We start from the raw sequence: 12952 nt of genomic DNA on the forward strand, positions 1-12952 counted from the left end.
TCTCCCGCGGGCGGGAGAGGGGAGCGCAAGCCTCAGCCCTGCGGCATCGCGTCGTCGTCCTGTGCCTCCGGCAACGTCAGCATCCCGCTATTGAACGAGTAGCCATACACCTCGCCATACCGGCCCCAGTCGATCGCGATCTTGAGCACGCGCTCGGCTTCGTCGGCCTTCAGGTAGGCCTCCATCGCACGCAGGATCGCCTCTTCGCCAACGTCGCCGTTCTCGCTCTGCTCCAGTTCGCGCCGGATATGGGCGGCCAGCGCCACATGCGCCAGCAACTGCTTGCCGAACACCACCTTGCGCTCGGGCGGCTCGGTCTCGTAGTAACTGCGGCCCAGCGCCGTGGCCGTGATGTCGCCGCGCTCGATGGTGGCCAGGCCCAGCAGCTGCATCGCTTCGCACGCGGGCAGCAGGTCGTCGTCGGTCAGGCCGGCTTCCTCGGCCAGGTGCGGCAGGTCGGCGCGGCCGAAGAACGGCGACTCGTGCAGCAGGTCGAGCACGGCTTCCATCTGGCTGATGTCGGCGTCCGGCAGGCGATAGCCGATCTGCGCGGCGGCCAGCGCCGGCACGCGCGGCCCCAGTGCGGCGGGCGACGTCATCAGCGTGTAGACCTCGTCGACCAGCGCGCGCACCTGCGCGTCGTCGCGGTTGCGCGGACGCGGAAACGGCACCGGCACCTCGGCGCGCACCCGGCCCGGATCGCTCGACAGAATCACGATGCGGTCGGCCATCATCACCGCTTCCTCGATGTTGTGCGACACGATCAGGATGCTCTTGATGTTGGCGCGGCCCGATTCCCAGAGGTCGAGCATTTCGTCGCGCAGCGTCTCGCCGGTCAGCACGTCCAGTGCGGAGAACGCCTCGTCCATCAGCAGCAGGTCGGGCTCGGTCACCAGCGCACGCGCAATGCCCACGCGCTGGCGCATGCCGCCTGACAGCTCGCGCGGCAGCGCACTGTTGAAGCCGGACAGCCCGATCATGTCGATGGCCGCCTCGGCGCGGCGCGTGCGCTCGGCCTTGGCCACGCCCTGCGCTTCGAGCCCCAGTTCCACGTTCTGCTGCACGGTCAGCCACGGGAACAGCGCGAACGACTGGAACACCATCGCGATGCCTTCGGCCGTGCCGGCCAGCCGCTGGCCACGAAAATGCACCTCGCCACGATCCGCGCCGACCAGGCCGGCCATGATGCGCAGCAGCGTGGACTTGCCGGAGCCCGACTTGCCCAGCATGGCCACGATCTCGCCTTCGCGCAGAGTCAGGTTCACGCCTTCGAGCACGGCGCGGTCGGTGTGGTCGGCGGTGCGGAACATCTTGCCCACGCCGCGCAGGTCGATCACCGGACGGGCGTTGTCTTGCAGTGCCATCGTAATTTCCTTAGTTCCGGTCGTTCATGCCGGCGTTCAGAGCCGGGTGCGCGCCTGCGCCAGGTCGTAGAGCCGGTTCCACAGCAGCCGGTTAAAGCCCACCACGAACAGCGCCATCACGCCGATGCCCAGCGCGATGCGCGGGAAGTCGCCGCGCGCGGTCATTTCGGCGATGTAGCTGCCCAGGCCCGTGGCCACCAGTGTGCGGTCGCCCCAGGTCACGTATTCGGACACGATGCTCGCATTCCACGACCCGCCGGCCGCCGTCACCAGCCCGGTCAGCAGGCTCGGAAACACCGCCGGCACCAGGAAGCGCCGCCACATCAGCCAGCCCTTGAGCCCGACGTTGCGCGCGGCCAGTCGCAGTTCGGTGGGAATGCCCGACGCGCCGGCCACCACATTGAACAGGATGTACCACTGCGTGCCAAAGATCATCAGCGGACTGAGCCAGATCTCGGGGTTCAGGCCGAACCGGGCGATGGCCATCACGGCCAGCGGGAACATCAGGTTGGCCGGGAAGGCGGCCAGGAACTGGGCGATCGGCTGGGCGATCCGCGCCAGCGACGGGTTGAGCCCGATGCGGATGCCCACCGGCACCCAGACCAGCGCGGCCAGCGCGATCAGCACGACCACGCGCACCATGGTCAGCGTGCCCAGCCACAGCACGTGCGCGGCCTCGGCCCAGCCCACCTCGCTGTGGACGAAGTGGAACACGCGATACAGCGCGGCCAGGGCGATGCCGATAATGATGGCGTCGCGCAGCCGATCCAGCCACGGCGCCCAGCGCACCGGCGCGGCGGGCAACGCCACCACGTTGCGATGGCGCGCGCTCCAGGCCAGCGTGCGGCCGGCCAGGGCGGCGGTACGCTTCAGCAGCGCATGCACCCAGGCCGAGCGGCGCAGCAGATTGAGCAGCCACGACTGTGGCACGGTGTCCTGCGCCAGCGTCTCGAAGCGGAAACGGTCTGCCCAGGCCACCAGCGGACGGAACAGGAACTGGTCATAAAGTACGATGCCGACCAGCATCGCCAGGATCGCCCAGCCGATGGCGGTCAGGTCCTGCTGCTGGATGGCCAGGGCGATATACGAGCCGATGCCGGGCAGGCGGATATCGTGGCCGGACACCGCAATGGCCTCGGACGCCACCACGAAGAACCAGCCGCCGGACATCGACATCATCATGTTCCACAGCAGGCCCGGCATGGCGTAGGGCACTTCAAGCCGCCAGAACCGCTGCCACGGCGAGAGCCGGAACATGGCCGCCGCTTCGAGCAGGTCACCAGGAATCGTGCGGAAAGACTGGTACAGGCTGAACGCCATGTTCCAGGCCTGCGAGGTAAAGATCGCGAAGATGGCCGCGCATTCCACGCCGGCCAGGTTGCCGGGGAACAGCGCGATGAAGCCGGTAACGGTGATCGACAGGAAGCCCAGGACCGGGATCGACTGGAGAATGTCCAGTGCCGGTACCATCACTTTTTCGGCGGTGCGGCTGCGCGAGGCCAGCGCGGCAAACGCGAAAGAGAACACCAGCGACGCGCCCAGCGCGGCCAGCATACGGATGCTGGTGCGCATCAGGTAGTAGGGCAGCCAGGCCACATCCAGATGGATGGCCAGTGACTCGCCCGGCTGGTACGGCACGTCCATCTGGCGTGCGGCATAGGCCACGATAACGATGGCGGCCAGGATGATTGGCAGCAGCGCGAGGTCGAAGCGGTTCGGCGGGGCGGTCAGCAGCGGGCCGACGTAGCCGGGCGCTTGGTTGTTGTTGGGCGTTGGTGGCATGGGCGCGGCCTCGGTGGTGTTCGATGCCGCGAAGGCATCGTATGCTGAAGTCCTAACGCCCAACCGGGCTAGGTAGTTTACCTAGGGAATGAAACGAATCATGACAGTATCGACGGAAACCTGGCAGCTGGTAGCCCATGGCCGCGTGCAGGGCGTGGGCTACCGCGGCAACTGTGCGGACCGGGCCAGGGCGCTGGGGCTGGGCGGATGGGTGCGCAACCGCATGGATGGCACGGTGGAAGTCATCGCCACGGGCTCGCGGGAGCACCTCGAAGCACTGCAGCTATGGATGGAGCAGGGCCCGCCGGCCGCGCAGGTGTTGCGCGTCGAAGTGAAGACCGCGCCGCCCGAAACCTTCGACGGCTTTGAGTGGCGCACGACGGTTTAGGTGCTTAAGGGTTCTGCCAGTCGATGCCGGGCCGGCCGTGGCGTTCCAGCCAGTCGTTGGCCTGTTTGAAGTGCCCGCATCCCAGGAATCCGCGATGTGCCGATAGTGGGGACGGATGTGGCGCTTCCAGCACGCAATGTGTTTGACCTTCCAGCAGCGTTCGCTTGGCCTGCGCGTGGCTGCCCCACAGCATGAAGACGAGGTTGGGCCGCGACATGGCCAGCGCGTGGATCACGCAGTCGGTCACAGCTTCCCAGCCGCGCTTGGCGTGACTGGCGGCATTGGCCTGCTCCACGGTCAACACCGTGTTCAGTAGCAGCACGCCCTGGCGCGCCCAGCCTTCGAGATTGCCCGAGGCACGCACCGGCTCGCCACCATATTCGGCGGCGATTTCCTTGAAGATATTGCGAAGGCTCGGCGGCACCTTGATGCCATCGGGCACCGAGAACGCCAGGCCGTGTGCCTGAGGTATCTCCACGCCGCCGACCGTGCCAGTGCCGTGATACGGGTCTTGGCCCAGGATGACGACCTGCACCGCGTCGGGCGGCGTCAGGTGCAGCGCGTGGAACACCGCATGCGGGAACACCGGCTTGCCGGCAGCGCGCTCGCTATCGACGAAATCGCACAGCGACGCCCAGTCGGCATTGCCGATACACGGCGCCAGCAGCTTGCGCCAGGCGGCGGGCAGGGCATCGACCTGATCTTGCAGGCAGTCGACGGACGGGGCGGGTTTTGAAGTTTCGGTGGCGAACAGGTCAGCTTGCATCGGGCGCGTCGGTGAGTCGGTAGCCGCGAGCGGCCTTGCTGAGATCCATGGGGGCCAGCGGTGCCACGTGGCCCAGACGCTGGCCGAAGGCGCGCAGCGCGGCTTCGGCGCGCGCTTCGTCCTTGTCAGACTGCGCGCCTTTGCCCGGCAGCCATTCGAGTTCCAGTTCCTGGATGGGCTCGGTCCGTGCGGTGCCGGGGGCGCTGATTGTCCCGGTATCGATGGCGGCCTCGATCCGCTCGCCGTCCTGCTCGACGATCCACGTGCGGCGCACGAAATCGGTACGGAAGACCGGCGCCAGCCGGTCGGCCAGCGGGGCCACCACGGCGCGCGCCTGGGCGTCGAAGCGGTCCAGCTCGATGGCTTCGCCGCCAATTTCGGTTTCCCACTCGTGGCGCGCGGCCAGGCCGCCGCCGCTCTTGCCCGCGGTCTTCAGCGTCTGCAGCCACTGGCTGTCTTTCCGGCGCAGCCGCAGCGCTGCCCGCGCATGGGCCAGGTCGCGCGCGGGCGTGTCCAGATAGACGTTCAGCATCGTGACTTCGCCACGCGCTTCGCCATGGGCGTCGAGCCACGCCGCCACGGCCGCCAGCGCGGCGTCGGGCAGGGCCAGCTTCAGTTCGATCTCTTTTGCCATTGCCGTTGCTGTGGTCAGTCGTTGTTCAGTCGGACGGTCGTCGGTTCAGCCGAACATCCGCGCCAGTTCCACACCCGGTTCGGGTGCGCGCATGAACGCTTCGCCCACCAGGAAGGCATTGACGTTGGCATCGCGCATGCGCTTGACGTCGGTCGGGCCAAGGATGCCCGATTCGGTCACCACCAGGCGGTTATCCGGCATGTGCGCCAGCAGGCCCAGCGTGTTGTCGAGCGACACCTCGAACGTGCGCAGGTTGCGGTTGTTCACGCCCACCAGCGGTGTCTGGAGCTTCAGCGCGGCATCCAGTTCGTCGTCGCCATGCACTTCCACCAGCACGTCCATACCCAGCTCCAGCGCACAGGATTCGAGCTCGGCCATCAGGCCGTGGTCCAGCGCGGCCACGATCAGCAGGATGCAGTCGGCGCCCCAGGTGCGCGCTTCGTAGACCTGATACAGGTCCATCATGAAGTCCTTGCGCAGGGCCGGCAGATCGCAGGCGGCGCGGGCGCGCTTCAGGTAGTCGGCGTGGCCCTGGAAGAAGTTCACGTCGGTCAGTACAGACAGGCAGGCCGCGCCGTGCGTGGCGTAGCTCTCGGCGATGGCTTCGGGCACGAAGTTCTCGCGCAGCACGCCCTTGGAGGGCGACGCCTTTTTGACCTCGGCGATCACCCCGGCGTGGCCGGAGGCAATCTTCTCGCGCAGTGCGCGCTCGAAGCCGCGCGGCGCCAGGCCGGGCTCGCCGCGCAGGCTCTCGGCCTCGGCACGCAGGCTCGGCAGGTCGCGCTTCTTGCGCGCCGCGTTCACTTCGTCAGCCTTGACGGCCAGGATCTTTTCGAGAATGTCGGACATGGCGATTTACTTAAATTGCTGCGTGGCGCGCACGAACTGGTCGAGCTTCTCGCGCGCGGCACCGCTGGCGATGGCTTCGCGCGCGCGCTGGATACCGTCTTCGATCGAACTGGCCACATTGGCCGCATAGAGCGCGGTGCCGGCGTTCAGCGAGACGATTTCTCGCGGCGTGCCGGCTACGTTGCCCAGCGCCTCAAGCAGCATTTCCTTTGATTCGGCCGCATCGGCCACCTTGAGGCCCCGATTCGAGATCATCGACAGGCCAAAGTCCTCGGGATGGATCTCGTACTCGCGCACCTCGCCATCCTTCAGTTCACCCACCAGCGTGGCGGCGCCCAGCGATACCTCGTCCATGCCGTCCTTGCCGTAGACCACGATCGCGTGCCGCGCGCCCAGGCGCTGCATCACGCGCACCTGGATACCCACCAGATCAGGGTGGAACACACCCATCAGGATGTTCGGCGCGTCGGCCGGGTTGGTCAGCGGGCCCAGGATGTTGAAGATCGTGCGCACGCCCATTTCCTTGCGGATCGGTGCCACGTTCTTCATGGCTGGATGGTGCGTGGGCGCGAACATGAAGCCGATGCCGGTCTGCTCGATACACTGGCCCACCTGCTCGGGCGTTAGCATGATGTTCACGCCCAGCGCCTCCAGCACGTCGGCGCTGCCGGATTTGGACGAAACGCCGCGGTTGCCGTGCTTGGCGATCTTCGCGCCGGCGGCGGCGGCCACGAACATCGACGCCGTGGAGATATTGAACGTATGCGAGCCGTCGCCGCCGGTGCCGACGATGTCGACGAAGTTCTGGCGGTCCTTCACATCCACGTGGTTGGCAAACTCGCGCATCACCTGGGCGGCGGCCGAGATCTCGCCGATGGTTTCCTTCTTCACGCGCAGGCCGGTCAGGATGGCGGCGGCCATCACGGGGCTGATCTGGCCCTGCATGATCTGCCGCATCAGGTGCAGCATCTCGTCATGAAATATCTCGCGGTGTTCGATGCAGCGCGTCAGCGCTTCCTGCGGCGTGATGGACATGGCGGATTGTTCGATGTTGTGGGCGGCTGGATGGTCGGCGGAGTAGGCGGAAAAATCGGTGCGCCTCATCGTGGCGCCTTGATGAAATTGGCCAGCAGCGCGTGACCGTGTTCGGACAGGATCGACTCGGGGTGGAACTGCACGCCTTCCACGTTCAGCGTCTTGTGGCGTACGCCCATGATCTCGCCGTCCGGCGTCCAAGCCGTGACTTCCAGGCAATCTGGCAGCGTTTCGCGCTCGATGGCCAGCGAATGATAGCGCGTCACATCAAAGTGCTTCGGCAGGCCGGCGAACACGCCTTCCTGCGTGGTTTCGATGGTGCTCACCTTACCGTGCATTACCTTCTTGGCACGGATTACCTTGCCGCCGAAGGCCTCGCCAATGGCCTGGTGGCCCAGGCAGACGCCCAGCAGCGGGACCTTGCCCGCGAAGTGGCGCAGCACCTCCACCGAGATGCCGGCCTCGTGCGGGCTGCACGGGCCGGGCGACACGCAGATATGGTCCGGCTTCAGGGCCTCGATCTCTTTGATCGTGATTTCGTCGTTGCGATAGGTCCGCACGTCGGCGCCCAGTTCGCCAAAGTACTGCACGAGGTTGTAGGTGAACGAATCGTAGTTGTCGATCATCAGCAGCATGTCATCTCTCCCGGGGGCTCAGAGGTCGGTGTCCAGGCCGTCCTGGACCTGTTCGGCGGCACGGATCACGGCGCGCGCCTTCGCCTCGGTTTCCCTCCATTCGGCCTCGGGGTCCGAGTCCGCCACGATGCCGGCCGCGGCCTGCACGTAGAGATTGCCGTCCTTGATCACGCCGGTGCGGATGGCGATGGCCAGGTCCATTTCGCCGCCGAACGACAGGTAGCCCACGGCGCCGCCGTAGATACCGCGCTTGCGCGGTTCCAGTTCGTCGATGATCTCCATCGCGCGCACCTTGGGCGCGCCGGACAGCGTGCCGGCCGGGAAGGTGGCGCGCAGCACGTCGAGATTGCTCATGCCCTCGCGCAGCGTGCCTTCCACCGAGCTGACGATGTGCTGCACGTGCGAGTACTTCTCGATCACCATCTTGTCGGTGACCTTGACTGAGCCGGTCTCGGCAATGCGGCCGATGTCGTTGCGCGCCAGGTCGATCAGCATCACGTGCTCGGCGATTTCCTTGGGGTCGTTGAGCAGTTCGGTGGCCAGCTGGGCGTCGCGGTCGGGCGTGCTGCCGCGCGGGCGCGTCCCGGCCAGCGGACGGATCGTGACGATGTGCGCGGTCTCGGTGTCACCGTTCTGCGGCGTGCCGACCTTGCGCGTTTCCTGACGCACCAGGATCTCGGGCGACGCACCCACCACTTGGAAATCGCCGAAGTTGTAGAAGTACATGTACGGCGACGGATTCAGCGAGCGCAGCGCACGGTACAGCGACAGCGGCGAGTCGCGGTACGGCTTCATCAGGCGCTGGCCCACCTGCACCTGCATCATGTCGCCGGCCATGATGTATTCCTTGGCCTTGTGGACAGCCGTCAGGTAGTCGGCCTTGGCGAATTCACGATAGACCTCGGTCTGCACCGACGGGCTGGTCACCGGCACGTCAACCGGCTGGCGCAGCTTCATGCGCAGTTCGCGCAGGCGCTGGCGGGCGCGGGAATAGGCTTCGGGCGTGGTCGGGTCGGCGTAGACAATCAGGTAGAGCTTGCCGGACAGGTTGTCGATCACGGCCAGTTCTTCGCACAGCAGCAACTGGATATCGGGCAGGCCCAGGTCGTCGGGCATCTGCTTGTCGGCCAGCTTCTTTTCGATATAGCGCACGGCGTCGTAGCCGAAGTACCCGGCCAGGCCGCCGCAGAAGCGCGGCAGGCCCGGGCGCAGCGCCACCTTGAAGCGGCTCTCGAACGTGGCGATGAAGTCCAGCGGGTTGCCCTCGTGCGTTTCCACTACCTTGCCGTCGGTCACCACCTCGGCGCGCTGGCCGTAGGCGCGGATCAGCGTGCGGGCGTGCAGGCCGATGAACGAGTAGCGGCCGAAGCGCTCGCCGCCCACCACCGATTCCAGCAGGAAGGTGTTCACGCCGCGCGTCTGTGACTGCGCCAGCTTCAGGTATAGCGACAGCGGCGTTTCCAGGTCAGCCAGCGCCTCGGCAATGATCGGGATGCGGTTGTAGCCCTGGTCGGCCAGCGATTTGAATTCCAGTTCGGTCATGTCGATCCTCTACTTGCGGCGCCGGCCAGTTTGGTCGGGTCAGGCGACGCCGTGATGTCGTCAGCGGGATGGGAGGGCGACAAGCTGCATCAACCCGCCTCCCCCGGGGGGGGCGGACCGTGGCGCACACGTGAATCGATGAGGCAGCACACGGCCAGGGGCGGCGCGTGGCGCGTTCTCGAGGCTAACCGTAGCACAGGCGCAAGCAGGAGCAACCGGAACTACGGCGCTGGCGGAAGGATCTGCCGGGGAGGCCGGTCGTCAGGATATTGGGACCGGTCCGGCGGAGCCTGGGTGGGAGGAAATCCGCAGACTGCGGACGTCCGGGCGACCCAAGCCCGTCAGGAAACTCGCGAACGCACTTTACGCCTGTTCAGAGGCGCGCCAGCGACGCCAGGGCCAAGCCTGCCGATCACTGCCAGAAAAGATGCGTTTGCGGTTGAGGAACATTGATGGTGTTCAGGGATTAACCGTGATGGTTTGTCCGGGTGTGTGCAGCAAGGATCGCTGCCGCGCGGACAATGTCGGGAACTATACCATCGGCGTCAACGCCTTGTACAGGGTTCCCATGGTTGTAGCCATAGGGCATCAGCAGCACACCCATGCCCGCCGCGCGGGCCGCCCGGGCGTCGTTTTCGGAGTCGCCAATGGCCAGGACGGCGGCCGGATCCAGGTGGAACGCATCGGCCACCTTGAGCAGCGGATAGGGGTCTGGCTTGCGCAGCGCAAAGGCATCGCCGCCGTAGACCAGCTCGAAATACTGGGCCAGGCCCGTCTTGGCCAGCAGCGGCTCCGTGAAATTCCACGGCTTGTTGGTCACGCAGGCCATGCGCAGGCCAAGCGCCTTCAACGCCGCCAGGCCCTCGCGGACATTGGGGTAGACATTGGAGAACTGGCCGTTGATCCGCACGTACTCGCGGTCATAGAGCGCGTAGGCGTCGGCAAACAGGCCATTGGCGTGCAGCGGGCTGAAGCGGGCGTCCAGCACGCGGCGGATCAGGTTCTCCGACCCCTTGCCGACGAAGCTGACGATCTCCTGGGCGGACATCGGCTCCACTGGCCCCAGGTGCGGATGTTGGTGCACCAGCGCCAGCAGCATCGCGTTGACCGACGCATGGAAGTCGCCGGCGGTATCGACCATGGTGCCGTCCAGGTCGACGATCACCGCCTGGATGCCGCGCCAGTCGGTGCGGCGCAGGATTTCGCTCGTCATCGTCCGGGCCCGCCTTACTTGCCGACCTTGGCGAGCACGTCGCGGAACGTGCCGAGAATGCCCTTGTAGCCGCCGTCGGCGTCAGGCTTGCCGAACACGGCCGAGCCGGCCACGAAGGTGTCGGCGCCCGCGGCGGCGATCTCGGCGATGTTGTCCGGCTTCACGCCGCCGTCCACTTCCAGCAGGATCTGGCGACCGGTGCGGGCCGTGTAGGCGTCGATCCGGGCACGCACGGCGCGCAGCTTGTTCAGGGTCTCAGGGATGAACGACTGGCCGCCGAAGCCCGGGTTCACGCTCATCAGCAGGATCACGTCCAGGCGATCCATCACGTGGTCCAGGTGGTGCAGCGGCGTGGCCGGGTTGAACACCAGGCCGGCCTGGCAGCCGTTGTCGCGGATCAGGGCCAGCGAGCGGTCGATGTGATCGCTGGCTTCCGGGTGAAACGTGATGATATTGGCGCCGGCCTTGGCAAAGTCGGGAATGATGCGGTCTACGGGGCGCACCATCAGGTGGACGTCGATCGGGGCGGTCACGTGCGGGCGGATGGCCTCGCAGACCAGCGGGCCCACGGTCAGGTTGGGCACGTAGTGGTTGTCCATCACGTCAAAGTGGATCCAGTCGGCACCGGCCTCGGTGACGCGGCGCACTTCCTCGCCCAGGCGGGCAAAGTCGGCGGACAAGATGGACGGGGCGATGCGGTAGGTAGGCTGGCTCATGGCTGTTCGGACGCTGGATTGAGGCTCTGAAGGCGGCGGATGGGGGGGGATCCGCGAGAATGGCGCGTATTTTACGCCGGTTGGGCCCGATCCTGCCCGGTAGAGCGTGCTTGCCCCTGCCAAGCCCTTGCCGCACAATGCGACACACCCGGCCGCGCCCCCAGGCGGGACGCCGGCCAGCCGACCATCCTCATCCGTCGAACAATGAGCGAGTACGCTTTTTCCGTGGCCGTGCGCACCCAGTACATGGCCGACCAATCGGACCCGGACCGCGGACGCTACGCGTTCGCCTACACCATCACCATCCACAACATCGGCGAAGTGGCCGCGCAGCTGATCTCGCGGCACTGGATCATCACCGACAGCGACAACGCCACGCAGGAAGTGGCGGGGCTGGGCGTGGTGGGCCACCAGCCGCTGCTCAAGCCGGGCGAGCACTTCGAGTATTCGAGCTGGGCCACGATCTCGACCCCGGTGGGATCGATGAAGGGCGATTATTTCTGCGTGGCCGAGGACGGCCACCGCTTCGAGGTGCCGATTCCCGAATTCGCGCTGGTGCTGCCGCGCATGCTCCACTGAGCGGCCAGCGGGCACGGCACGGCAGAGCGCGGGCGCCTCGGGGAATCTAGGCGTCTGGCGCCTTGTCCGTCTCCTGCGGAGACTGGCCGGCCCGCGACGGGTGATCCTGCGGCGCACGGGTGGGACGCGGATGCTTTTTCGCGGTGCCCATCGTCCAAACCACGATGAAAATCAGCAGCAGCAACGCCAGGCCGGCTTCGGCTGCCAGCAGCAGGGTGGGATGGTTTTCAAAGAACTGGCTCATCGCGTTGGGGCAGTCTATGACAGTCGTCGGATCGGGTTGAGATTGTAGGCAAAGAACGAACAAGATGGCATATCAGTATTCCCCGCGCGCCCCGCGTGCGCCTTCCCGAGGCTGGCTGTCGCTGGCCGCGTCCGCCCTTGGCGCCGCGCTCCTGGCCGGCTGCATGAGCGGCGGCCCGATCCGCGTGCAGCCGGGCGGCACGGCCGGCACCCCGGCACCGTCGACGTCGCCGAACGCCGGCAAGCTGCAGCCGGCCACCTGGGCCGAAATCGGCGGCTGGAGCCAGGACGACGTGCGCGCTGCCTGGCCAGCCCTGCAGGCCAGCTGCCAGGCGCTGAAGAAGAAGCCCGAATGGAGCCGCGTCTGCGCCACCGGCTTGATGGTGGATGCCGGCAACCTGACGGCCATGCGCGCCTACTTTGAAGCCAACTTCCAGCCATTCCGCGTGGTCAACGTCGATGGCACCGATAGTGGCCTGATTACCGGTTACTACGAGCCCGTCCTGCATGGCTCGCGCACGCGCCAGGGCCAGTACCAGGTGCCGCTGTACCGCCGCCCCGCGCAACTGCGCGGCGCGCTGCCTGCACGCGCCGACCTGCTGCAGATGCCGGCGATGCGCGGCAACGAACTGGTCTACGTGGACGACGCCGTCGAAGCGGCCTTCCTGCAGATCCAGGGCTCTGGCCGTATCCGCCTGCAGGACGGCACGGTGATGCGCGTCGGGTTTGGCGGCACGAACGACCAGCCGTTCCGGTCCTTCGGCAAATGGCTGCTCGACCGTGGCGAGATCACGCCCGCGCAGGCGACGATGCAGGGCATCAAGGCTTGGGCGCGCAACAACCCGGCGCGCGTCGACGAAATGCTCAACGTGAATCCGCGCTTCGTGTTCTTCCGCGAACTGCCGCCGAACAACGATGGCCCGGTGGGCGCGCTCGGTGTGCCGCTCACCGCGGAACGTTCGATCGCCGTGGACCCGGCCACGATCCCGCTGGGCGTGCCGGTCTTCCTGTCGACCACCCGCCCGCTGTCCACAGAGCCGATCCAGCGCCTGATGTTCGCCCAGGACACCGGTTCCGCCATCAAGGGCGGCGTGCGCGCCGACTTCTTCTGGGGCGCCGGCGACGCCGCCGGTGAAACTGCCGGCCGCATGAAGCAGGGCGGCCGCATGTGGGTGCTGATGCCACGTAGTTGATGGGTTCAGATGG

General features: G+C 66.7%; 14 protein-coding genes. 3 read left to right on the plus strand and 11 right to left on the minus strand.

Annotation, left to right across the window (positions count from 1 at the left end; genetic code table 11):
* Positions 1-32: 32 nt before the first annotated feature.
* Together CYJ10_RS05755 and CYJ10_RS05760 are read right to left on the minus strand one after the other, a co-directional pair.
* Positions 33-1364, minus strand: a complete 1332-nt coding sequence (locus CYJ10_RS05755) for an ABC transporter ATP-binding protein (protein WP_101680563.1) — start codon at positions 1362-1364, stop codon at positions 33-35.
* A gap of 36 nt (positions 1365-1400) precedes the next feature.
* Positions 1401-3146: an ABC transporter permease gene (locus CYJ10_RS05760; RefSeq protein WP_101680564.1), complete on the minus strand. Its 1746-nt coding sequence runs from the start codon at positions 3144-3146 to the stop codon at positions 1401-1403.
* Positions 3147-3246: 100 nt separating this feature from the next.
* Between CYJ10_RS05760 and CYJ10_RS05765 the strand changes: the two genes are divergently transcribed.
* Positions 3247-3534, plus strand: coding sequence for an acylphosphatase (locus tag CYJ10_RS05765; RefSeq protein WP_101680565.1), 288 nt, complete (start codon positions 3247-3249; stop codon positions 3532-3534).
* Positions 3535-3538: 4 nt separating this feature from the next.
* Here the strand turns inward: CYJ10_RS05765 and CYJ10_RS05770 are convergent, their stop codons facing one another.
* From CYJ10_RS05770 to rpe, 8 genes are all read right to left on the minus strand, one after another.
* Complete coding sequence (locus tag CYJ10_RS05770) at positions 3539-4300, minus strand: uracil-DNA glycosylase (RefSeq protein WP_101680566.1); 762 nt, start codon at positions 4298-4300, stop codon at positions 3539-3541.
* The gene (locus CYJ10_RS05775; protein WP_101680567.1) at positions 4290-4934 is read right to left on the minus strand and encodes a CYTH domain-containing protein; all 645 of its coding nucleotides are present in this window, start codon (positions 4932-4934) and stop codon (positions 4290-4292) included. The genes CYJ10_RS05770 and CYJ10_RS05775 overlap by 11 nt, the downstream gene beginning before the upstream one ends.
* Positions 4935-4979: 45 nt before the next feature.
* Positions 4980-5783, minus strand: a complete 804-nt coding sequence (gene trpC, locus CYJ10_RS05780) for an indole-3-glycerol phosphate synthase TrpC (protein ID WP_101680568.1) — start codon at positions 5781-5783, stop codon at positions 4980-4982.
* A 6-nt stretch (positions 5784-5789) separates the two neighbouring features.
* Positions 5790-6818: an anthranilate phosphoribosyltransferase gene (gene trpD, locus CYJ10_RS05785; RefSeq protein WP_101681047.1), complete on the minus strand. Its 1029-nt coding sequence runs from the start codon at positions 6816-6818 to the stop codon at positions 5790-5792.
* Between the two features lie 65 nt (positions 6819-6883).
* On the minus strand, positions 6884-7453 hold the full coding sequence (locus CYJ10_RS05790) for an aminodeoxychorismate/anthranilate synthase component II (protein ID WP_101680569.1): 570 nt from the start codon (positions 7451-7453) through the stop codon (positions 6884-6886).
* Between the two features lie 18 nt (positions 7454-7471).
* On the minus strand, positions 7472-8995 hold the full coding sequence (trpE, locus tag CYJ10_RS05795) for an anthranilate synthase component I (RefSeq protein ID WP_101680570.1): 1524 nt from the start codon (positions 8993-8995) through the stop codon (positions 7472-7474).
* 466 nt (positions 8996-9461) lie between these two features.
* The gene (gph, locus tag CYJ10_RS05800; RefSeq protein WP_101680571.1) at positions 9462-10208 is read right to left on the minus strand and encodes a phosphoglycolate phosphatase; all 747 of its coding nucleotides are present in this window, start codon (positions 10206-10208) and stop codon (positions 9462-9464) included.
* A 14-nt stretch (positions 10209-10222) separates the two neighbouring features.
* The gene (gene rpe, locus CYJ10_RS05805) at positions 10223-10924 is read right to left on the minus strand and encodes a ribulose-phosphate 3-epimerase (protein ID WP_101680572.1); all 702 of its coding nucleotides are present in this window, start codon (positions 10922-10924) and stop codon (positions 10223-10225) included.
* Between the two features lie 204 nt (positions 10925-11128).
* On the opposite strand from rpe, the gene apaG reads away from it, so the two are divergent.
* Complete coding sequence (apaG, locus tag CYJ10_RS05810; RefSeq protein WP_101680573.1) at positions 11129-11503, plus strand: Co2+/Mg2+ efflux protein ApaG; 375 nt, start codon at positions 11129-11131, stop codon at positions 11501-11503.
* A 46-nt stretch (positions 11504-11549) separates the two neighbouring features.
* Here apaG and CYJ10_RS05815 read toward each other — a convergent pair whose 3' ends face one another.
* On the minus strand, positions 11550-11747 hold the full coding sequence (locus CYJ10_RS05815) for a hypothetical protein (RefSeq protein WP_101680574.1): 198 nt from the start codon (positions 11745-11747) through the stop codon (positions 11550-11552).
* Between the two features lie 64 nt (positions 11748-11811).
* On the opposite strand from CYJ10_RS05815, the gene mltA reads away from it, so the two are divergent.
* Positions 11812-12939, plus strand: coding sequence for a murein transglycosylase A (gene mltA, locus CYJ10_RS05820; protein WP_101680575.1), 1128 nt, complete (start codon positions 11812-11814; stop codon positions 12937-12939).
* Positions 12940-12952: the final 13 nt, after the last annotated feature.

Source organism: Cupriavidus pauculus (assembly GCF_002858765.1).
Classification (GTDB): Bacteria; Pseudomonadota; Gammaproteobacteria; order Burkholderiales; family Burkholderiaceae; genus Cupriavidus; species Cupriavidus pauculus_B.